The 22476-nt window shown below is 70.6% G+C and carries 14 protein-coding genes; 6 read left to right on the top strand and 8 right to left on the bottom strand.

The features are described from left to right. Positions 1–70 precede the first annotated feature (70 nt). On the bottom strand, positions 71–994 hold the full coding sequence (locus tag R2B38_RS35485) for an SGNH/GDSL hydrolase family protein (RefSeq protein ID WP_318019897.1): 924 nt from the start codon (positions 992–994) through the stop codon (positions 71–73). Between the two features lie 156 nt (positions 995–1150). On the opposite strand from R2B38_RS35485, the gene R2B38_RS35480 reads away from it, so the two are divergent. After that, positions 1151–1423: a Smr/MutS family protein gene (locus R2B38_RS35480; protein WP_234444340.1), complete on the top strand. Its 273-nt coding sequence runs from the start codon at positions 1151–1153 to the stop codon at positions 1421–1423. A 58-nt stretch (positions 1424–1481) separates the two neighbouring features. Here the strand turns inward: R2B38_RS35480 and R2B38_RS35475 are convergent, their stop codons facing one another. Together R2B38_RS35475 and R2B38_RS35470 are read right to left on the bottom strand one after the other, a co-directional pair. Further along, positions 1482–2810: a S53 family peptidase gene (locus R2B38_RS35475; RefSeq protein WP_318019896.1), complete on the bottom strand. Its 1329-nt coding sequence runs from the start codon at positions 2808–2810 to the stop codon at positions 1482–1484. Continuing rightward, complete coding sequence (locus tag R2B38_RS35470; RefSeq protein WP_318019895.1) at positions 2807–5083, bottom strand: hypothetical protein; 2277 nt, start codon at positions 5081–5083, stop codon at positions 2807–2809. The genes R2B38_RS35475 and R2B38_RS35470 overlap by 4 nt, the downstream gene beginning before the upstream one ends. 314 nt (positions 5084–5397) lie before the next feature. On the opposite strand from R2B38_RS35470, the gene R2B38_RS35465 reads away from it, so the two are divergent. The 3 genes from R2B38_RS35465 (at position 5398) to R2B38_RS35455 (ending at position 8191) form a co-directional block, all read left to right on the top strand. After that, positions 5398–6093: a response regulator transcription factor gene (locus R2B38_RS35465; RefSeq protein ID WP_318019894.1), complete on the top strand. Its 696-nt coding sequence runs from the start codon at positions 5398–5400 to the stop codon at positions 6091–6093. Between the two features lie 23 nt (positions 6094–6116). After that, positions 6117–7643 carry a sensor histidine kinase gene (locus R2B38_RS35460; protein WP_411978519.1) on the top strand — a complete coding sequence of 509 codons (1527 nt, stop codon included), beginning with the start codon at positions 6117–6119 and terminating at the stop codon, positions 7641–7643. Between the two features lie 92 nt (positions 7644–7735). Further along, the gene (locus R2B38_RS35455) at positions 7736–8191 is read left to right on the top strand and encodes a hypothetical protein (protein ID WP_318019893.1); all 456 of its coding nucleotides are present in this window, start codon (positions 7736–7738) and stop codon (positions 8189–8191) included. A gap of 69 nt (positions 8192–8260) precedes the next feature. Here the strand turns inward: R2B38_RS35455 and R2B38_RS35450 are convergent, their stop codons facing one another. Continuing rightward, positions 8261–11692 carry a lectin gene (locus R2B38_RS35450; protein WP_318019892.1) on the bottom strand — a complete coding sequence of 1144 codons (3432 nt, stop codon included), beginning with the start codon at positions 11690–11692 and terminating at the stop codon, positions 8261–8263. A gap of 752 nt (positions 11693–12444) precedes the next feature. Between R2B38_RS35450 and R2B38_RS35445 the strand changes: the two genes are divergently transcribed. Next, positions 12445–14151, top strand: a complete 1707-nt coding sequence (locus R2B38_RS35445; RefSeq protein WP_318019891.1) for a carbohydrate binding domain-containing protein — start codon at positions 12445–12447, stop codon at positions 14149–14151. 99 nt (positions 14152–14250) lie between these two features. On the opposite strand, the gene R2B38_RS35440 is transcribed toward R2B38_RS35445, so the two are convergent. The 3 genes from R2B38_RS35440 to R2B38_RS35430 all read right to left on the bottom strand — a co-directional run bounded on the left by R2B38_RS35440 (position 14251) and on the right by R2B38_RS35430 (position 19770). Next, positions 14251–15957, bottom strand: a complete 1707-nt coding sequence (locus R2B38_RS35440) for an MFS transporter (protein WP_318019890.1) — start codon at positions 15955–15957, stop codon at positions 14251–14253. 168 nt (positions 15958–16125) lie between these two features. Beyond that, positions 16126–18741, bottom strand: a complete 2616-nt coding sequence (locus R2B38_RS35435) for a glutaminase domain-containing protein (protein WP_318019889.1) — start codon at positions 18739–18741, stop codon at positions 16126–16128. Between the two features lie 465 nt (positions 18742–19206). Continuing rightward, a complete protein-coding gene (locus tag R2B38_RS35430) occupies positions 19207–19770 on the bottom strand; it encodes a dihydrofolate reductase family protein (protein ID WP_318019888.1) in 564 nt (187 codons plus the stop codon). 218 nt (positions 19771–19988) lie between these two features. Between R2B38_RS35430 and R2B38_RS35425 the strand changes: the two genes are divergently transcribed. After that, positions 19989–20786 (top strand): VOC family protein, encoded by a 798-nt coding sequence (locus R2B38_RS35425; protein ID WP_318021876.1) that lies wholly within the window; start codon positions 19989–19991, stop codon positions 20784–20786. A gap of 159 nt (positions 20787–20945) precedes the next feature. Here R2B38_RS35425 and R2B38_RS35420 read toward each other — a convergent pair whose 3' ends face one another. After that, positions 20946–22307 carry a glycine cleavage T C-terminal barrel domain-containing protein gene (locus tag R2B38_RS35420; protein ID WP_318019887.1) on the bottom strand — a complete coding sequence of 454 codons (1362 nt, stop codon included), beginning with the start codon at positions 22305–22307 and terminating at the stop codon, positions 20946–20948. Positions 22308–22476: the final 169 nt, after the last annotated feature.

Here is a 22476-nt window from a genome sequence, read left to right as displayed (position 1 = left end):
GAGCGTCATCGGTCTTCCGGCGGACACGCAGATATCCGGGGCCTGCCAAGATGTAGGCCCAGAGGCGCTGTTACGGCTTGTAGATCTGCCGCAGCGTGGCAAGGGCCGTGGCGAACTGACCGGACGCGTTGGGGTGTGCGGCCGCGGTGTCGGCGGCGGGGGTGAGCGACTCGACCCATCGTTCCTCACGCGGCCGGCACATGTCGTGACCCACCGTCGGCGTGTAGGTGTCCGCGTAGGACGCGTTGACCCCGTCGGCCGTCGCCTGGCGTCGCAGCGCCGCGTCGGCCTGCTTCGTGGTGTCCCGCAGATAGGCGAAGTCGCCCTTGGCGAAGGGGACTTCGGCACAGCCCACGCCATTGTCGGGGAAGAGCGCGGGGTACCCGACGACGATCACCTTGGCGTGCGGACTGCGGCGCTTGATGTCGGCCAGCACGTCGTGGACGCGCCCCTCCATGGTGGCGACGCGCTCGGCCAGTACGTCCTTGCCGTCCGCCGTGAAGTACTGCTTGCAGGGGGTGCCCTCGCGGTCCGTCGCGGCGACGCGGGCGCAGGTGGCGAGCACGCTGCTGAAGCCGACGTCGTTGCCGCCCAGGGTCAGGGTGACAAGTCTCGTGCGGTGAGTGAGCGCGTCGGCCTGGGGCGCCTTACTGCCTTGCGGATTCCAGTAGTTGTTCGTGGTGGCGCCGCTGCAGGTGACGTCGTCGAAGCTGTGGTTCAGGCCCACCAGCGAGGCGAACTTGGAGATGAGACCGGGGTAGCTCCCGGTCGTACGGTCGCACTCCGCGTCCTTCACGCCGGCCAGTCCGGCCCCGGAGGCGTAGGAGTCGCCGAGCGCCACGTAGGCGGGCCCGGCGGTGGAGGGGGCCTCCGTGCTCCTGGCCGCCGCGGTCGGCACGCTCAGCGTGACGACGACGGCCGAGGCGGCCAGGACTCCGGCGGCGGCGCGGCGCGTCCGGGACTGCCTGCCCGGGGAACTGTTCGATCCGGTCAATCCGAAAGGGGACACAACGCCTCTTCGTTCTCGGGGAATCGGACAGGCGCCGGCCGGTGCCACGGAAGAGCTGTCGCTCTCTCGATGTGATCGAGCCTAGGGTCGGGGCGAGGCTCCGTCCTCGCGCTACGGGACGACCGCGTCGTAGAACCAAAGTTGGAGAACACCTCGGAGGCGATGGCCCTGATCACCCTGGATCTGCACCCCTACTTCCGCAGCGACCGCGACATCGACACGGCCCTGCGGCAGACCCTCTTCAAGGCCGCCGCGACCGGGGTCGACACCATCCAGATCATCCCGGGCAAGGGCACGGGCCAGCTGAAGAAGCGGGTGCTGGCCGTGCTGGCGCAGAAGCACATCAAGAAGCTCTACGCCCGCGTGGAACAGGACCCGACCAACGCGGGCCGGATCCTGGTCCACCTCCGTTGACTCCGCCGGCCGACGCGCCGGAGCCGGAGCCGGACACCGTGCGTTGGACCGGTCCCGGTCAGAACGCCGACAGGCCGTTCGGGGTGCCGTTGCCGGTGGGGCCGTCGTAACCCGGTACCGCGGTGCAGAGGTAGTCGCCGTCGCAGCTGCCGTTCGCGCCCTCGGTCACGTCGTTGAGGCCGGCCGCCGGGGCGGCGTAGAGACGGGACGCGTCGGCGAAGGTGCCGGGGTCGCCGGCAAGCGCGATCACTCCCGCCACGTACGGCGACGATGCGCTGGTGCCGCCCGCGACCGTCCAGCCCCCGCTGCCCCGCGGTGTGGAGGTGACGTAGACGGCGGGACCGGTGTCGGGGTCGGCGACGACGGAGACGTCCGCGATCGTGCGCCCGGGGCAGTCCGTGTCCTGCTGCCAGGCCGGCTTGTCCACCCAGGCCGAACAGCCGCTGCCCGCCCCGGCCCAGGCGGTCTCCTCCCAGCCCCGGTCGTTGTCGGCACGGGTGAGTGAGGTGCCGCCCACCGCGACGACGCTGGAGTACGCGGCCGGGAAGGGTGGAACGGTGTAACCGGAGTCGCCGGTGGAGGCGACCATCGCCACCCCGGCGTGGCTGTAGTCCTTCGCGTAGCCGACCGTGCCGTGCGCCTCGGTGCCGCCGTAGCTGTTGGACACCTCGGTGGCGCCGAGCGCGACGGAGGTGTCCACCGCGGCGGCCAGGTCGGACAGGACGGGGTCGTCCGCCTCGACGAGCAGGAGACGGCACTGCGGGCAGGCGGCCGAGGCCATCTCCAGGTCGAGCGCGGTCTCGGTGGCCCAGTTGCTGGTGGCACCGGACGCCGGCAACGGGGCGGTGTCGCCACGCTGGTTGACCTTGCGGAAGCAGCCGTCGTCCGTGGTGCACGGCGGCAGTCCGTAGGTAGCGCGGTACACGGCGAGGTCTGCCTCGGCGGTCGGATCGTCGTAGGCGTCGACGAGAGCGATGGTCTGGTCCGCGCCGCCGGTCGACGGCAGGCCGTAGGCCGCGCGCAGGTCGGCCGGGCCGTAACCGGCGGGCAGGGCCGTATCGGCGGCGGTTGCACCGGTCCAAGACTTGGCTGCGGCGGCCGGTCCGCGTACTCCGAGGCCGCCGTGGACGTCCGTGCGGAGGAGGGCGAAGCACCGGGCCTGCCCGGCGGGGGCGGCGGCGCAGGCGGGTACGACGTGCGGCTGCGCGGTGGCGGTGCCGACCGCGTGGGCGGTGCCGGCGGCCGGGAGCGCGAGGGCGACGAGGAGGGCGGGCACGGCGGCCCGGAGGGTGCGTATGAGAGGGGCTGTGCGTATCGGGCGGGCGCTCATCCGGGGATCGAACTCCTGGTGCTGTTGGGCCTGTTGGCGGGTGGCGGGGGTCGTCATGAGGTGGTCGCCGCGACGGTGTAGGCGTGTGTGATGGTCTCGGTGAGCGCGTTGCCGTCGGCGTCCTCGGCGGTGACGCGGAGCGCGGGGCTGGTGCCGCGGGCGGAGTCCGGGTTGGCCCAGGAGGCCTGGTAGGTGCCGTCGGAACCGGTGAGGGCGGTGTCCTGCCAGGTCTGGCCGCCGTCGAAGGAGACCTGCGCCGAGGCGGAGGTGATCGCCGCCCGGGAACCGGCCCCGCCGACGGTCACATGGCCGATGTCCAACCCCATGGTCTGGGCGGTGCGGTGACTGGTGTTCAGGTCGTCGGCGGCGAGGTCGAAGCGCGCGGTGAGCAGCGGCAGGACCGTGCAGGGCGTGGTCGCCGACTGCCCCTCGCAGGTGAACGGGTCCGGCAGCAGGGAACCGGTGTCGCTCGCCGAGGGCAGCCCGAACGTCAACTCGGTGTGGAGGGCGGAGGATTGACTGAGCGTGGTGTCGCCGGTGAAGTCCTGGTCGGCGATCAGGCGGTAGCGGGCGTCGGGCGCGGTCTGGCCGTCGGCGTAGGCGGCGGTGCTGCCGGGTTCGTCGTCGATGAGCGTGCCGTCTCGGTACAACTGGGCGCTGGAGACGCGGGGTTGCTCGTCGTAGATGGTGGTGCCGCCGTTGTGGTCGCGCTCGGTGTCGGTCAGGGTGAGGAAGGCGAGCAGGGTGCCGTCCGCGAAGCAGGCGGCGCAGTCCGAGCCGCCGAACGCTCCGCTCGTGTACTGGCCGAGGCCCAGGCCGATCGGGCCGCGCGCCCAGTCCTGCGTGTAGGCGTGGCCCGCGACGAGGGCGCGGAAGCCCGAGGTGAAGGCAATGCTCGTGCCGGGGAAGGACTGCTGGATCCAGACGCCGCCGTTGTTGGTGCTCAGGTAGTCGGTGACCCGGGCGGGCATGGTCTGCGTCACGCCGGCCGAGATGGCGGCGGGGAGTCCGGGGGCGAGTTCGCCGCTGGTGAGGCGGCCGTCGGGAGAGGCCGCCGGGTCGCGGACGAACCGCTGTTGCACGGCGGCGAGTTGCTTGCCGGTGACGGTGATCCGCTGGTCGGCGGCCACCTCGTCGGAGAGCTGTCCGGCGAGGTCGTAGCGGTAGGGGTCGGCGGTGTCGGTGCCATGGCCCGACCACTGGGTGAAGTAGGCGACCTTGCCGACGGTGGCGGCCGGCTGGGCGTTGACGTAGACCGGGGTGGAGTCGGTGGAGATCGCCGAGGCGGTGGGGGCCGCGCCGACCGAGCCGCCGGTGGCGTCGGTGCGTGCCCAGGTGGCGGCGGTGAAGTCGGCGGTGGCCGGCCGGGGTGTGCCGGCGGCGACCTGCGAGGTGGCCGTGCGGGCGTCGAGGTCCGTGCTGGCCGGGCCGGTCACGTCGAGGTCCGTGACGGTGACCAGCGACTGCGCGGTGACGTTGCCCGAGGCGTCGAAGTCGACCATCGGCGCGGCCAGGCTGTAGTGACCGGTCGGCACGGCCACCTTCTCGATGCCGTCGTCCACCGGGAGGACCGCGCTCATCATGGCCGCGTTGTCGGTGTCGGTCACCAGGACCTGCCCGGTGGCCGCCGCACCGGACCGGTCCTCGGCGGTGATCTGGAGGATGTTGAGCTTGTACTTGGCGGCCGGGCCGCTCGCGTCAGGCGTGCTCGCGGCGGCCGTTGGACCGGTCCCGGCGACGGACGTCACTCCCGAGAACAGCGGGGTGCTGCCCGGCTTGCGACCGGCCCGTACGTCGGCGGCGATCCGCTGCTTCAGCAGCCGCGCGAGCTTCCGGCCGGACGCGGCGGTCATGTGGCCGTGCGCGGACGAGCCGCCGGTCGACGTGAGCGTCAGCCCGGTGGGAGCGGTCGGCTTGACGCCCTTGGCGTAGGAGACGGTGACCGGGACACGGTCGTCCGTCGCCGTGCTCCTGGCCGCCGCGGTCACGTCGAACAGGGACAGGTCGAGCTGCCTGCCGACGTACGGCTGCGCCACGGCCGGGATCACATAGCGGTCGCCCGATCCGTCCTGGAACGACAGGAAGGAGCCGTTGCCCGCGGCGTGCGAGGCCGGGTGTACGGCGATGACCGGGGGCCCCGAATCCCTTGTGGTGACGGTGACTTGATCACCCGTCACCAGGGTGACGGTCCGGGAGGCGGACGCCTTGCCCGGCGGGGCTCCCTCGGCGGCGAGCGCCGGAGCGCCCAGCGTGGCCGTGGCGGTCACGACGATGCCGAGGGCCAGGGCTCCGGCGGCGGACGACCTGGTGGAGAACAGGGTTGATCTCACGCATGGCTCCTTGGGTGGGTGATGTCCGGCAGGGCTGAGGCCCCGGCGGCATGGAGGGGGACGCCGTGCCGCCGGGGAGTCGGGGAGGTTGCCGTGGGTTCAGAACCTGAGACCGGAGGGCTGTGCCGATCCGCCGCTCCGGACGGCAACTGTGCGGAATTCAGGCCTCGTTGATGTGGTCACGGCCGCTCAGACTGGCCCGGCCATGTGATCGCGACCGGCCGGGAAGATGACCGAACCGCAACAGCTCCGGCCATGTGATCATCGCGTAACAGCCGTACGACCAAAGGGTGTTGGGCACCGATACTGTGCGCATGCCACGTGTCCTCCTGATCGAAGACGACCCCGCCGTCCGCGAAGGCGCCCTGCTCGCCCTGCGCCGCCAGGGCCACGACATCGTGGCGGCCGGGACCGGGGAGGAGGGGCTGGACCGGTTCCGGTCGTTCCGGCCGGAGGTCGTGGTGCTGGATCTGATGCTGCCCGGGATGAGCGGGCTGGAGGTGTGCCGCCGTATCCGCGTGGACAGCCAGGTGCCGATCATCATGGTGACCGCCATGGGCGACGACATCGATGTCGTGGTCGGACTGGAGACCGGAGCCGACGACTACGTGGTCAAACCCGTCCGGGCCCGGGTCCTGGAGGCCCGGATCCGGGCCGTACTGCGCCGTGTCGAGCTTGGACCGTTCCCGGACGGCACCGTCTCCGCGCCCGAGACGTATGGTGAGCTCCGCATCGACCGCGCGGCCCTCACCGTCACCTGCGGGGACGCCGCGGTCCCGCTGGCCCCGTCCGAGTTACGGCTGCTGCTGACGCTGTCAGCCTCCCCCGGCCGGGTGTTCAGCCGGCAGCAGCTCCTGGAGGCCGTGTGGGAGCACAACTACCACGGTGACGCGCGGCTGGTGGACGCCTGCGTCAAGCGGCTGCGGACCAAGATGGGCGAGCCCTCGCGGCAGCCGCGCTACATCCAGACCGTCCGGGGCTTCGGCTACCGGTTCCACAGCCCCCGGTGACAGCGCCGACCGGGCGAGCCCCGGTGGCGGAAACGTCATCCGCGCACCTGCCCCCGCCCCGTCGACGGCGGCTCCGCCTCCCGGTGGTGCGCGGGCTGCGCGTCCGGCTGGTGGTGGCGTTCGGTCTGGTGGCCGTCGTCGCCACGCTGTCCACCGGGGCGCTGACGTTCCGCGAGGCGCGCACCGGCATCCTCCAGCAGAGCCAGGACTCCGTCATCCGCCTGCTGCGCGACCGGGCCGGCACCCTCGCGCCCGGCCTGGCCGTCCCGCCCGATGCCAAGGACCTGACGTCGTTCGCGACCCAGGTCGCCCAGGCCGATCCCTCAAGGAAATGGCGGGTGTTGGTCACCTATCACGGCCTGAGCGCCACCTCGTTACCGCACGACCCGTTCGCCGAGCTGACGCCCGCCCTGCGCACGACGGCAACCACCCAGACGCCGACCGTCTTCCAACGCGTGACGCACGACGGCCACTCCGCCCTGGTCGTCGGCATGCCGGTCATGCTCGCCTCCCCGAACGGCGAGCGCAGGGCCTCCGGACTCACGGTCTTCCTGACGGTCCCCCAGACCGCCGAGGAATCCTCCGTCCAGGCCCTGGTCGCCGCCGTGGAACGGGCCATCGTACCCGCCGTGGGTCTTGCCGTGCTGCTCGCGCTGCTGGCCGCCCGGGGTGTGCTGCGTCCCGTACGGAAACTGCGGTACGCCACCCGGCGGATCGCCGAGGGCCGGTACGACACCCGCCTCGCCGTGCACGGTTCGGACGAACTCGCCGATCTGTCCCACACGTTCAACGAGACCGCCGCCGCCCTGGAACGTTCCATCGCCGAACTGCGCCGCATGGAGGCCAAAGCCCGGCGCTTCGCCGCGGACGTCTCCCACGAACTGCGCACCCCGTTGGCCGCCATGTCCGTCGTCACCGACATCCTCGACGAGGACGCCGCCGGGCTCGACCCGGACACCGCCCGCGCGGTCCGGCTGATCAGCGAGGAGACCGCCCATCTGGCCCGGCTGGTGGAGGACTTGATGGAGATCTCCCGCTTCGACGCCGGCGCCGCCGCCCTGCATCTGGACGAGATCGACCTCGCGGAGTCGGTCCGGCGCACCCTCTCGTCCCGGGCCTGGCAGGACACGGTGACCGCGCTGCTGCCACCGCCAGGAGCCCTGCGGGGACGCGTCGACCCGCGCCGCCTCGACGTGATCGTCGCCAACCTGGTCGGGAACGCCCTGCGTCACGGGGCGCCTCCGGTGCGGGTCTCGTTGTACGGACACCGGCGGCCCGAACCGGGTGGCGCGCGGGGGTGGGCGGTGATCGAGGTGCTGGACAGCGGGCCCGGAATCCCCGGGAGCGCCCTGCCGCACATCTTCGACCGCTTCTACAAGTCCGACACCGCCCGCACCCGGACGGAGGGCAGCGGCCTGGGGCTCGCCATCACCGCCGAGAACGTGCGTCTCCACGGCGGCACGATCCGCGCGGCCAACCATCCGGGCGGCGGTGCGCTCATCGGCGTGGAACTCCCGCTGTCACAGCCGGAGTTGGAGGATGGGTCATGAGGCCGGTCACGGGGAGAGGCACGAGGTCCGTCGTGAGGTCGGTCATGAGGAAGGGCGCGAGGCCGGGCACGCGGTCGGGGATGCTGTTCGCCGTGGCTCTGCTGCTGTCCGGCTGTGGCATCCCCGCGACCGGTGTCGTCCAGGCCGGTGACCCGGCCACGGGCATCCGGCCCACCGCGGTGCTCTACTTCATCGCCGATGACCAACTCGTCCCCGTGTACCGGGAGATGACCGAACCGGTCCAGGTGAGCACGGCCGTGGAACTGCTGATCGCCGGACCGGACGGCCGGGACCGGCGGCGCGGCCTGACGACCGCGTTCGCCCGCATGTCCACACCGACGTTCAGCGCGGACGGCGACCGGGTGTCGGTTCAACTGTCCCCGCACAGCGCCCCGTTGGTGCCGATCGCCGCCCGGCAGCTGATCTGCACGGTCGCCGAGGCACGCCTCTCCGACGACCCCGACGCCGTGCGGACCGGAGTGACCGTGGTCGTGACCGGACTCAACGGCTGGCGTGCGCAGGGCTCCAGCCGCGACTGCTCCGCCTGAGCCACGCCCGGAGGCCGGCCCCCGGGCGTGAACCCGGGAACCGGCCCTCGTCGTCCCCGCCAACTCCCCTTACTGGCCGAAGCCGTAGGAGAACAGGTGGTCCGTGCCCGTCGAGCCCGTCACCGGCAGGGTGATCGACGCGACCTGTTTGGACGGGTCCAACGGGACCTTCGCGGCGAAGACATAGGTCTTCACGCCGTCCCGGCCCCCGCTCCCGGTGTTCCGGTAGGCCGTCGTGGCGGCCGTCGTGTCACCCGGAAGCGGCTTGCTGGAACCGCCGTTGAGAGTCCAGTCCGGGAAGGCGACCGTCCCCTGCGAGGTGGTGCCGTCGGCGTAGGTGACGGTCACCGCGCCCGAGACGCCACTGCCGTCGGTCGGCGCGTTGGTCGCCGTGCCGAGCAGACCCAGCGACGCACCCGACGTGCCGGCGGGCATCGAGATGGTCTGACCGGCCATCTCCAGGTTGTCCAGCTGACCCGAAGTCACCGTCGGCCAGGTGTAGTTGATGCCGTCGACCGTGAGCGGCGCACCGCTCGTGACGCCGGCGGCCGCCAACGCGTTCTGCGAGAAGGACCAGCCACCGCCGTCGAAGCCGCCCGAGAAGGTGGCACCGTCGGGATAGATGCCCTCGTTGGTGTTGTACGGCCACAGCGCACCGGCCTTGGCCACGGCCACCCGGAGGGTCGCCCCGGACAGTGCCGCACCGGAGGTGTGGTCGGTCAGCGCGAAGGTGACCGGGAACAGGCCCTCGTCCGCGCCCGCCGTCACCTTGACCTTCGCCTCCGCGCTGCCCGCGGCGGGCACCGTCAGCGAACCGGACGCCGTGTCCAACGTGACACCGGCGGGAGCCGTCGCCTTCCAGTCGACCGTGACGGCCGCACTGCCGAGGTTGGTCAGGTCGAGCGTGCCGTCACCGGCCGAACCCGGCTGGAGCACAAGGCCGTTGGCGGGACCGGTAGCGGCCAGCACCCGCCCGCCGCCCGTGGTGTCCGAGGGCGGTGCGGCCGAAGGGGCGGACGCCCAGGCCGTGTTGGGCTGCGTGCCGAGCGTGAAGTCGAGCGTGCCCGCGCCCTGGAACTTCTGGTACGTGAGCCAAGAGGCGTTCCACGCCTTGCCGTTGACCCCGAGCGACTGCACGTACGGCGCGTCGGGCGCGGCCTGCGGTGCGTTGATCCGCACCGTCTTTCCGCTGCCGAAGGTCACCTTGGCCGCCGGGAACGCCGGGCTGCCGAGCGCCAGGGTGTCCGTGCCCGGGGTCTCCGGGTACATGCCGAGCTCGGACCAGACGTACCAGGAGCTCATCGCGCCGAGGTCGTCGTTGCCGAACGAGCCGACCGGGGCGTTGAAGTACAGCTTCTGCTGCGCCTCGCGGACGGCCGCCTGCGTCTTCCAGGGCTGGCCGGTGTAGTCGTACTCCCAGGGGATCTCGACGCTGGGCTCGTTGCTCAGGTCGGCGTCGGTGTTGCCGGGGGCGGTGATGTCGTCGAGCAGGCTGTCCAGGTAGGACGAGTACGCCTTGTCGCCGCCGCGGGCCTGGATGAGCTGTTGCAGGTTGAAGGGGACCATCGGCGTGTACTGCGCGGAGGTGCCCTCGACGAATCCGTTGGAGGTGCCGGGGGTGAAACCGCCCGCGAACTGGCCGTCCTTGTTCTTGGCCTGCATGTAACCGGTCTGCGGGTTGAAGACGTTCATCCAGTCCTGGGCGCGGGTGGCGAACTTCTCGTAAACGGCCGTCTTGCCGAGCGACTTGGCGAAGGAGGCGAGGGCGTAGTCGGCGGAGTCGTACTCCAACTGCGTGGAGACGGGGCCGTAGAAGTTGCAGCAGTTGTAGTCGTTCTCGTCGAGCGGGAGGTAGCCCTTCGCGTCCCGGACCGACTCGCCGGGGCGGTCGTTGTTCGGGACGGTGGCCTCGTGCTGGAGGGCCGCGAGGGCCTTGTCGGTGTCGAAGCCCGTCGCGCCGAAGGCGTACGCGTCGGCGATGATGCCGGCGGCCGGGTCGCCGACCATGACGTAGCTCTCGCCGTTGTTCGAGGCCCACTTGGGCAACAGGCCTGTCTGGTCATAGCCGTTGAGCATCGAGGTGACGACGTCGGAGGCCACCTTGGGTTCGGCCATCGCCATCAGCTGGGTCTGGGAGCGATAGGTGTCCCAGCCCGAGTAGTTGGCGTACTGGGCCTTCTGCCCCTTGGCCACTTTGTGGACCTGGTTGTCCATGCCCATGTACTGGCCGTCGTCGTCCGAGAAGACGTTGGGGTGCAGCAGCGCGTGGTAGAGCGCGGTGTAGAACTGCGTCTGCTGGTCGACGGACCCGCCGCCCACCTGGATCTTGTTCAGTACGGCGTTCCAGGCGTCGTGGTTGGACCGTTCCACGGCGCCGACGTTCCAGTTCTTGATCTCGGTGGCGAGGTTGTTCGCGGCCCCCGCGTCACTCGTGTACGAGACGCCGACCTTCGCGCTCACCGTGGGGTTCGCGGTGGTGTCGAAGGTGAGGTACATGCCGTTGGCGCCGGTGGTGGGCGGCTGGGCGGCCTTGCTCGTGGCGGACGACGTGGACCCGGCACTGGCGCCGGGCGCCGGCGAGGACGTACCGGAGGCCTTACCCGATGCCTTGCTGGATGCCTTGCCGGATGTCTTGCCCGTTGGACCGGTCCCGTGGATCGTCGGGGCCGGCTTGGCCGGGACGGTGAAGTGCTTCTCCTTCAGCGGCGCGGACTTGGCTGCCTGCGGGGCGAGTTGGGCCTTGCCCGCCTTCAGCGACTTCGCGTCGGGGTTGATGGTGCCGCCGACCCAGGTGCCGCTCGCGGTGAACGGCTGGTCGAACTTGATGTCGAAGTGCAGCGTGTACCTGTTGCTCGCGCCGCAGAAGTGCCCGCTGTCGATCGCCCCGCTGATCTCCTTGTTGCTGATCACCTGGACGCGGGTCCCGTCCACCTGGGTCGCGCCGCCGCTCAACTTGAAGAGCAGGTTGGCCTGTTGACCCGTCGGGAAGGTGAAGGTGCCGAGCCCGGCGCGGGTGGTGTCGGTCAGTTCGGTCCTGACGCCGTTCGCGTCGGTGACCTTGTAACTCCCGATGCCGGCCTGCTCGTCGGCGTGGCTGAAACCGACGGACGTACTGCCGAGGTCGCCCGACAGCGAACCGGTCACCGGCAGGATCGGCAGGTCGCCCGCGACGGGACAGCCGGGTCCCGAGACGTGGGTGAGGCTGAAGCCGGAGAGCTTGGTGGCGTTGTACTCGTAGCCGCCGCCGTCAGGGCGGTTGGGCGTCGTGTCCGGCCCCCACTGCACCATGCCGGCCGGCATGTCCGGGCCGGGGAAGGTGTCCACCGCTCCGGAGGTGCCGATGAGCGGGTTGACGAGGGACGCGGGGTCCGTCACGAGCGCCGGTGTCGCGGTGCCCGCGGCCTGGGCGGCGCTGCCGATCGCCGTGAGCGGGAGGGCGGTCAGGCCCAACACGCAGACCACGGCGAGGCGTTGACGGAATCTGTTGCGGTCACGTGGCACGGCTGAACGTCGGGGTCTCACCATCGGTCGCCTCCGCAGCGGTTCGTGCTTCGCAGATCAGGTGGCGACGCTCCGGAGAACACCGGAACGCCGGCGACAGGCAACAGTTCCTGGTCGCTCCCACGGCCTGACAACGTTGCCAATGCACGAGTGTCGAGTGAAACGGGTGTGTTGATGGTGTGTCAACGAGGCGAGCGGGGGTTTCTGGGGGCGGAGTTCATGAACGGGTGGGGTCGGGGGCCGCGGGTGCGCGGGGTGCGCGTGACGTCGACGGCCTCGACGCAGGGGGCCGTGGGCGGGACCGGTGAGGAGTCCCACGCCCAAGCGGATTCGCTGAACCTGGCTGGTCCGGCGGGTGGAACGGTCCAAGCGGCTCCGAACCCGGTCGGCACTCCGGCGCGGGCGCGGGCCGTCGGCGACGCAGCCCCGCACTGCCCCTGCGCGAGACCGGCCAGGAGCCGGACCGACCGAGCAGACCGTGCCGAACCCCCGGAGTCTTTGCGGGAGTTTTAGCTCCCGGACAAGGCGCCTTTCATGTCACGACGACGAACGCACGCCTGCGGGTGAGCCCGCGAGCCGGACCTGGACAGACAGTCGCTACGGCCGTCCCCCTGACCGGAGTTGACGCGACCCGACCCCACCGGACCAAGTTGGTCTAGTCCTCTTGACGGAGGGCTCCACGAGATGTTTGGTATGTACCAATATCCCGAGCACCCCTCACCCCCAGCGGGCACCCCGAAAGGGGAACTGTCATGCGCCTGGCAAGATTCGCGGCCACCGTGTCCGCCCTCGCGCTCGCGGCGACCGGCGTCACCATCGCCCTGGCCCCCACGAGCAGCGCGGCGGCAAGCAGCGTCTACTCCGTGGCCCCCTACGTGGACATGTCGAACAGTCAGGAAGGACTGCTCGACACCGCCATCACCGGACACAAGCTCAAGGCCTACACCGCCGCCTTCGTACTCGGCGTGGGCTGCAACCAGATCTGGGGCGACACGCTCCCGATCGGCAACGACTCCTACACCGACCCCTTGATCGCCAAGGCCAAGTCCGAAGGCGCGTCGGTCATCGTCTCCTCCGGAGGAGCCAGCGGCGAACCGCTCGCCTGGACCTGCTCCACCCAGAGCAGCATCGACGCCGGCTACCAGGCCATCATCAACGACTACGGCGTCACCCAGCTCGACTTCGACATCGAGGGCGCCGCCATCGCGGACACCGCGGCCGCGGCCCGCCAGATGCAGGCGATGAAGGACCTCAAGGCGTCCAACCCCAACCTCCAGTTCTCCATGACCCTGCCCGTGCTGACGAGCGGACTGACCGGCGACGGCGTCAACATCCTCAAGGCCGCCAAGAACGCGGGCATCAAGATCGACGTGGTCAACATCATGGCCATGGACTACTACGCCGGCACCGGCACCGAGATGGGCCAGGGCGCGGTCTCCGCGGCCAGGGCCACGCTGGCGCAGATGCAGTCCGTCGACTCCGGTTACACCTACGCCAACCTCGGCATCACCCCGATGATCGGCAAGAACGACGACGGTTCCACCTTCACCCTGGCCGATGCCCAGACCGTGGAGAGCTTCGCCGCGCAGAACAGTGTCGGGCGGCTGGCGTTCTGGGCCATCACCCGCGACCAGGCGTGCGGTGGAAGCGCCAACTCCCTTCCCACCTGCAGCGAGATCAGCCAGAACAGCCTGGCCTTCACCGACGCGTTCGTGCCCTACGAGGGCAGTTCGGGCGGCGGCGGAGGCACCACCAGCGACTTCTCCGTGTCCCTGTCCCCGGGTTCGGCCTCGGTCACCCAGGGCGGTTCGGCAACTGCCGCCGTTTCCACGGCAGTCACGTCCGGCAGCGCCGAATCCGTCAGCCTCGCCGCCTCCGGCGCACCGTCCGGCGTCAGCATCTCCTTCAGCCCCACCTCCGTGACCTCCGGCGGCAGTTCGACACTGACGGCGACGGTCGGCTCCTCGGTGGCGGCGGGCACGTACCCGATCACCGTCACCGGTACGGCCGCGACGGGCAGTCACAGTGCGACGTACACCCTCACGGTCACGACCACGGGAGGCGGTGGCGGAGGCGGCGGGTCGCTGACCAACGCGGGCTTCGAGACCGGCAGTTTGAGCCCGTGGACCTGCACGGGCGGCAGCGCGGTGGTCTCCACCCCGGTGCACAGCGGCAGCCACAGCCTCCAGGTGACCCCGAGCGCGAGCAGCACCGGCGAGTGCGACCAGAACGTCGCCCTGTCCCCCAACACCAGCTACACGCTGACCTCTTGGGTCCAGGGGCCGTACGCCTACATCGGAGTCACCGGCGGCGCCTCCGCGAGCACCTGGTCGAACAGCTCCACCTGGAACCAGCTCAAGGTCACCTTCACCACCGGGAGCAGCGGAGCGGTCACGGTCTTCGTCCACGGCTGGTACGGCCAATCGGCCGTCACCGCCGACGACTTCACCCTCGGCTGAGCAGACCCGCACGACTGGACATACTTTGACGCCACGTCACCAAGGCGCCGTGGCCGGGCAGTTGTGCCCAGCCACGGCGTCGGTCCGTCCATCCGCCGGTCAGGCCTCGCTCCCGGCCAGCGCGGCCAGTTCGCGGTCGACGGCGTCCTGATGGGCCTGGGCGTCCTCGCGGGCCTTCTTCGGACTCCAGCGGCCGGCCATCACGAACACGAAGGGCAGGAACAGGACTTGCCCGCCCACGCAGATCCACCACCAGGTGCGCCACTCCCCGGGACCGTCCTTCGCGGCCTTCTGCACCTTCGGCCCGTACTCCTTGAGCACCTTGAGCTGCGGCTGCGCCTTCTGTACGACGGCCAGGTCGGCGGGGCCGACTTCCTTGACCGCCTGGGCCGCCAGAGCGGGAGGCGTCGTCGTCGGCGTGTACTTGCCCAGCTCGGCGAAGAGTTGGGGATGGGCGTCGACGATGGCGAGGGCCGGAGCGGCCTGCTTCGTCGCGGCCGCCACCTCGGCGCCGTGCTCGACGAGCGGGGTGACCGAGGTGACCAGCACCGGGATGAAGGCCGCCGACACGGCGACCACGATCCGTACCGTCCAGCCCCAGACCGCGAGCCCCGCGGCGGTCGCGGCCGGGTTCCGCTTCTCCACCGTCTCGGTGAAGCTCGCCATCCACGGTGCGTAGGCGACCCCGCTGAACACACCGATCGCGACGAACAGCCAGGCGAAGGTGTAGTAGTCGGTCGTCGCGTGGGTGGCCAGCGAGGCGAAGACCGCCGTGGCCACGATCGCGCCGATGCCACCGACGATCATGAACGGCTTGCGCACCAGCAGCCGGTCCGAGAGCAGTCCGGCCACGATCAGCGCGAGGGCGTTCGCGGCCCAGTACCAGTTGGCGAGGCCGTTGGTGCGCTGCTCGCTGTAGCCGAAGGTGGTCGAGAAGTAGACGACGAAGTTGCCGACCGCCGCGTAGTACAGGAGCAGGAAGACCGCGATCGCGAAGGCGGAGCCGAGGATGTCCAGGCGCAGCATCTGCCGCCACTCCCCGCGCCGTACCGCCTCCGTGTCGAGTCCCTTGGCGCGGGCCTCGACCAGGGCCCGGTCGCGCAGGCTCACCATGATCTGGTCGCGCAGGCCCGGCGCCAGCTCGCGCAGGGCGAACAGGGCGACGACGAACACGATGAGCCCGGCGGCCCCGGAATAGCGCACCTCGTCCTCCCAGGTGGAGGAGGAGAGCGTGCTGCTGGTCACCGAGGTGACGACCAGGCTGCCGATGACCGGGCCCATCGTCCAGTAGCCCATCGCGGTGGCCCGGCCGAGCTGCGGTGAGAAGTCCCGTATCAGCGCCGGGGTCGCGACCAGCACGATGCCCTCGATGAAGCTCACGACCGCGAACAGCACCAAGTACGTCGTCTTGTCACCGGCGTTGGGCAGCCCGAAGAAGACGAGGAGCGCGGCGACGAGCAGGCCGTAGACGACGAGGTTCGCGCGCCCCCACCGGTCCGCGAGGCCGGCCACGAGGGAGGCGAAGGCGCCGACCGCGTTGCCGACGACCGAGACCCACACGAAGTAGCGGTAGGTCATGTCGAAGTGCGTGATGATCGACGTCGCCACCGCGTACTGGATGTAGAGCATGTAGTAGAGCACGACGGTCGTGACCACCACGATCGCCAGATACGACATGCGCCGTCCGGTGGCCGGATACGCCGCCAGGTCTCGGCGGTAGAGCCGGGCGAACGAGCCGCGAGCACCGGCGCCGGGGGCGTCGGCACCCGGGCCTCGTGTGTCGGATGGTGCGGAGGCGGAGGGCATACGGCTCCCTTTGGAACGGCCGGGGACAGAGGGGGCGGCGGGAGGTGGGGGCTCCTTCCGTTCGAGCGGAGGCTAGTACCGACTAGTCGGTATGACTAGATGCGCGACACGACTTCGCGCACCGCGCGTTCACCGGGGTCGGGTGCCTCGCGGTGCCACGCGGGTGGATCAGACGAGCCGCCAGAGGTGGTCGGAGGTGCCGTTGTCGTTCCACTGGGTGACCTGGGCGCCGTTGGCCTGGGAGGCTTGGTCGACGGCCATGAGCTTGCCGCTGTGCACGTTGACGATCTTCATCCAGCCGTCGCCGTTGTCGACGAGGCGCCAGAGGTGGTCCTGGGTGCCGTTGTCGTTGTACTGCTGGACGTGGGCGCCGTCGTCGAGGCTCTGGTCGTGGACGGCGAGCAGTCTGCCGCTGTTGCGGTTGTAGATCTTTACGGTGCCGTCGCCGCCCTCCACCACGGTCCACAGGTGGTCGGCGGTGCCGTTGTCCTCGTACTGGGTGACCTCGGCGCTGTCGGCCAGGGACATGCCGCTGACGGCGAGCAGCTTGCCCGAGTTCTTGTTCTGGATACGTTTCCAGGAGACGGAGTCGGCCGCCGGGGCGTTCATCAGGGCGAGGACGCCGCCTATCACGGGGCGGTCGGCGAAACCCCGTTGGGCACCGGTGGCGACGACGTACCAGTCGGTGAAGGGCACCCGGGACGGCGTCGAGTCGGCGAAGCCGTGGACACCGTTGATCAGCATGCCGCGGACGTCGGCGTGGTCGGCGAGCCAGGCCGCGGTCCACAGCTCCCAGTCGGTCTTGGTGTAGTCGTTGCGCGGGTCCAGCAGCACGCCGTAGGTACCCGCCTTGGACAGGTACCAGGCGGCCTCCTGCGCGGCCACCCCGGTCGGCACCAGGTCCAGGCCCAGCAGGCGGTCCGCGTAGCCGTTGTACTTCAGGCTCCAGGTGCCGTCCTGGTCGTAGGCGAGTTTGAGGTGGGTGCCGGAGGAGTCCTGGGCCAGGGTGACCCACCGGCTCATGTAGCCGCGAGCCACCGTCAAGTAGTGCGCCGCGTCTGGGGAGTTGGACGCGGCCCTGGCCAGCACGCTCATCGCGCCGATGCCGATGATGCCCTTGAGCGCGAGGTTGGCGCTGTGCGCGATCCAGCCGGTGAAGTCGTCGGTCTGGTTCTGGTTCTCGGGGTCGAGGGCGTTGGCCACCAGGTACTCGGCCCACTGATGGAGGATCGCGTAGTGGGCGGTGGCGAAGGAGGCCGCGTCGGCCGCGGGAAGGCGCTGGGCCACGGCCGCCGCCATGATCAGCATGTTCGCGGACTCCTCGATCGGCATGGCCTCCTCGTTGCCGTCCAGGTGCCCGGTCGCGTTCGGGTAGCTGGAGCCGAGGTCGTGCTCGGCGTACACCTTGGGCCAGCCTGCCTGTTCCGCGTAGAAGAAGTGCGGTTCGAGCAGCAGCCGCAGATACGCGGGCGAGAGGTGCAGATAGGCGGGGGACGCCGGGTAAATCACGTCCACGGTCGAGAAGTTGCCGTTGGAGGAGATCTCCTTGAGCATCGCCCACGGTGAGCCGTTGCGGTCGACGAGTTCCGTCCCGGCCACGGCCTGACGCACCGCCAGGGCGCAGACGGCCGCGTAGTGTTCGCCGGTGTCACCGCCACCGGCGGCGTTCGCGGCGTCGTCGTGGATCGCCTTGTCGAAGGCGACGGCGGCGGTCAGGGCGGCGGCGCGGTCGCCGTTGAACCAGTCGAGCATGGCGGTCCACGAGCTCCAGTAGTGCGTCCACCACGGGTTCAGGTTCGTGCCGAGGTAGCTCACCGCCGGGGTGCGCACATGGCCGACGACGATCTGGAACACCGCCGAGGGGGCGGACGCGGTGACGGTGCCCAGGTTCTGGTTGAGACCCAGCACGGGCCAGCGGTCGTTGATCGCGCGGGGCTGGGCGGTGTCGGAGGTGCCGGCCAGCGTCCCGTTCGCCGCCGACGCCGCCCGTACGACGGTGTCCTGGCCGATCTGCCAGGTCAGCCCGCTCACGGTCGGGGCGGCGAGCACCAGCGAACCCCACGAGGCCTGGTCGTTGTTCTCGGCCAGCACTCCCGGGGAGGCCGGCTGGCAGGTCAGCGCGGTCATGCTGCCGGTCGCCTGCTTGGCCCAGGTGACCTGGGTGGAGCTGTCCCCGTGCACCCACTCGGCGGAGGCGTCGACATGCACGTCCACGGTATGGCTCGCCCCGTCACTGCTGGCGGCCTGAACGCTGATGTAGCTCAACGGCACGCACTGGCGCTGCAGGTTGCCGAGGTCCACGGGCGAGAAGAAGGTGACCGTCAGCGTGACGCCGCCCCCGGTGAGCGTGAAGATCGACCGGGTGGCCGTGAGCTGCAACGACGTCTGCGTCATGGCGCTGAGCGTCGGACCGCCGGGCAGCGCCGGGGCGCCGAGGAAGACGTACGGTGTGCCGTCGATGCGGGCGATGCCGGCCAGCGCGGTGATCCGCCCGTTCCAGAAGGTGGGCCAGGTGCCGGCCAGGTTGTCCCCGGCCAGCCAGGTGGTCAGGTACGGGGAGCGTACGGCGAGGGGGGTGGCGGGTGGGCGCAGTGGGCTGAACGTCGAGGCCGCGACCTCGGCCGCCGTAGTGGCGGTGGCGGCATGGGCGGGCGGACCGGCGATGGAGAGGCCGCCCAGGGCACCTGCGGCGGCCGCTCCTCCCCAGCGCAGCAGGTCGCGTCTGGTCAGCGGGGACAGGCCAGTGGTGAGGGGAGAGCGGGCGTCATCTTCGGAGTGGGGCATGGGGGGGGCTCCTTCGAAGGGCAACGAGAGTTCGACATCGTTGTCAGCAGGCGGTGCTGACGGGGTGTCACGAAAAACGCGTGCTTCGTGCCGGCGGAACCGGGCGTGGCAGAAGGCCCGGTGCGCGGGCCGGGGCGGGGCGGGGCCGCCGTAGGGGCGGGTGTTGCGCCAACTGCCTTTCCAGTGACGGAAAGTGCGGTACGGGGTGTGCGGTACGGAAGTGCGTTACGGAGTGCGCGATACGGAAGTGCGGTGTCGATGGATGACAGCACTGCTCGTGGCGGGTGTCCAGCCCCCGCGCAACACCCGCTCCTCACAACCAAGTTGGCGTGGTTCACCTGGATCGGCTGGTCGGGGTGGCAGATCCCCCGGGACCGCGGGAGGTGAAGTCCCCTGCGTGAGCGCCTCGTTGAAGGGGCCGCGGTCATTCTGGGCTGTACGGGGCGTTGCCCGCGTGGCGGGCGGTCAGCGCCTCGTCTCGTACCTGGTCAGGATCACGCCGCCGGGAAGCGTCCGCGTCTCCACCAGGTTCAGGTTCACCCAGTTGTCCAGCGCGGCGAAGAACGGCGTGCCGCCGCCCACCAGGACCGGCGCGGTGGCCAGTACGTACTCGTCGATCAGCCCGGCCCGCATGGCCGCCCCGGCGAGTGTCGCGCCGCCGATGTCCATCGGTCCGCCGTCCTCGGCCTTGAGCCGGGTGATCTCGGCGACCGCGTCGCCGGTGACCAGGCGGGTGTTCCAGTCGACCTTGTCGACCGTCGAGGAGAACACCGCCTTCGCCATGTCCCGCCAGCGGCGCGCGAACTCGATCTGCGCCGGGGTGGCGTCGGGCTGCTGGTCGCCGGTCGGCCAGTAGGAGCTCATCGTCTGCCACAACCGGCGCCCGTACAGCGACAGTTCGGTCGCCTGCAACTGGTCGGACCAGAACTCGAACAGCTCGTCGCTCGGTACACTCCAGCCGATGTCGTCGCCGGGCGCGGCGATGTAGCCGTCCAGGCTCAGGTTCATGCCGTAGATCAGTTTCCGCATGGCGCCAGCCTTCCGTGAATCGGTCTCACGCGTACAGACCGGCGCGGCGCGGGAAACTCATCGGTCCGCCGGGCCAGGATCACTCGGAGGCGGCAGGCACGCGGAACCGGGCCGACACGGCTCACTTCCCGCCACCCGTTCAGCCCGGTTCAGGCCATCCTGGCCGAGTATGAGGTTGCCCGTCCTTCCCCTCTCTCCCGGAGGCACCCGTGCCCGAAGTGAACGGCCCCTACAAGTCCGGCACCCCGTGCTGGATCGACCTGATGGTCCCCGACCAGCAGGCGGCGCTCGACTTCTACCGCGACCTGTTCGGCTGGCAGGGTGAGATCGGCCCGCCCGAGACCGGCGGGTACTCGGTCTGTCTGCTCAACGGCAAGCCGGTCGCCGGGATCATGAAGGCGATGAACCCCGACGGGACGGTGCCGGACCCGCTGCCGCCCACGGTGTGGACGACGTACCTGGCCACCGACGCCATCGACGCCACGATGAAGGCCGTCACCGACGCGGGCGGCAGCGTGCTGGCGGGCCCGATGGACGTCATGGAGCTGGGCCGGATGGCGGTCGTCACCGACCCGACCGGCGCCGTGGTCGGCCTCTGGCAGGCCGGTTCCTTCGACGGCGCGGGCATCGTCAACGAGCACGGCGCGCTGATCTGGAACGAGTTGAGCACCGGTGACACCGGCGCCGCCGCCGCGTTCTACTCGGCGGTGCTGCCGATGAGTGCGGCCCCGTCCGCGATGCCGGGCGCGGAAGGATACACCGAGTTCACGGTGGACGGCCGCGCCGTCGCCGGAATGATGGACCTGTCCGCGATGCCGCCCGGAGTCCCGCCGCACTGGCTGCCGTACTTCCACGTCGACGACGTCGACAGTGTTCAGGCAGCCGCGGTGCGGGCCGGTGGCAGCGTCATGGCTCCGGCCTTCGACATGGCCGCCGGCCGGATGGCCGTACTCGCCGACCCGCAGGGCGGCGGATTCGCCGTGATCACGGCGTCGGCGCCGGAGCAGCCGGCCTGACGGGTTCGCGGGGTGCACGGTGACGACGGACGGCCCCCGGACCGTAGACCGTGGTCGTGGCGGCGCGTCCGTCGTCACCGGCACCGCGATCGCCCCGCCGCGCCACGTGCCCGTGACCGAGCGATGCGCACATTGCGGCGAGAGCGAGGTGCGGGGCGGTCACCGCACGGAGACGTCGGCGCGCCGGTTGTCCGGCTTGAACGGCAGCGTGGTGACCGTCGCCCGGATCTCCCGCTGCGGGGTGCCCGGCCGGCCCCACAGGACGGTGACCTCCGTGCCGGGTGTCGTGTGTGCGGGGTCGAGTACGCAGAGGGAGATCATCGCCCGCAGGGTCGGGCTCACGGTGCGGCCCGTGGCCACGCCCACCGGGGTGCCGGACACCAGTACCTGGTCGAAGTGGGGGCCACGACCGCGGGGCATCTCCATCTGGTCGGGCAGTTCGGCCTCGCTCAGGAGTGAGGTGAGGACGGCGGCGACGTCCTGCTCGTTCCAGCGCAGACCGACCAACTGCCGTGCGGGAACGCCGCTTTCGGCGTCCCGGACGAGTGCGTCCCGGCCGATGAAGTCGCGGTCGGGGACGCCCTTGCGGAACCCCCAGCCGAGTTCGCCCGGCTTGCGGAAGTAGTCGGTCACCCCGCCCGCCGGGACGAAACTGCCGGTCGGCACGCCCTTGCGGAACTGCCTCGGCGCACCCGGCGTGAGGATCGAAGCCGGCAGATAGTCGAGGCCGTTGGTCGCGATCCCGGCCTCGATGTGCTGAACGGGCTGGGCGCGGAAGCCGAGTTGACGGATGCCGACGTCCTGGCCGCTCGCCACGACCGCCGCCCAGATCCCGTTGGCGTGCTCGGTCGGCCCGTGCAGCTCGTACCCGAGTTCGCCCGAGATCCCGGTGCGCAGGACCCGTACCGGGATCCCGTCGACCTGTGACATCCGGCTGCGGCTGAAGCCGATGTCGCGGAGATCGTCCCCCGTCAGCTTCTCCAGCGTGGCCAGGGACGCCGGTCCCTGGACGCCGAAGATGAACCGGTCGGGGCTGATGTCGGTCGCCGCCGCGTCCCAGCCGCCCTGGCTCAGCTGCCACAGCAGCCAGTCGCAGCTGCCCGCGGTGTAGACGAACTCCTCGGGGCCCAGCCGGCACAGCACGCCCTCGGAGGCGATCCAGCCGTTGTCGTCGAGCTGCACATGGTGCTTGATCTGCCCGGTCCCGAAGCGGGACAGGTCCCGCATCCCCAGCCGGCTCAGGAACGCGAGCGCTTGCGGGCCGTGCACCTTCACCTTGTGCAGCGAGGTCCAGTCGCCGACGTAGCACGAGCCGACATGGGCGGCGCTCTCCTCGACCCAGTCCGCGTACTCCTCGGGGAGCAGGATCTGCGCGAAGCGGCCGTAGGTGCCCCGCGTGTTGCCCTCGTCCTGGGCCGCGGCGGCGGGGCTGAACATCGCCGGGCGCTCGGTGACGAACGGTGCGTCGTGCAGCCGGAGGACCGCTTCGTAGGTGCTGCGCTGTCGTGAGAGAAGGTCCATTTCACTCTCCGTCGAGTGGCCGTCGTCCAGGGTGCCGTCCGGAGCGGCACCCTGTACTAGATCGATTAAGTCGGACGGTAACAGGCGTTTCGGGGCGAGGCGAGAGTCGTGACACACCGGTGATCGGTCCCCCGGCGCAAGCAATGCGGAACTTCCGCGCGACGCCGGG

The organism is Streptomyces sp. N50, from assembly GCF_033335955.1.
GTDB lineage: Bacteria > Actinomycetota > Actinomycetes > Streptomycetales > Streptomycetaceae > Streptomyces.
This window is presented reverse-complemented; position numbering and strand designations above follow the sequence as displayed.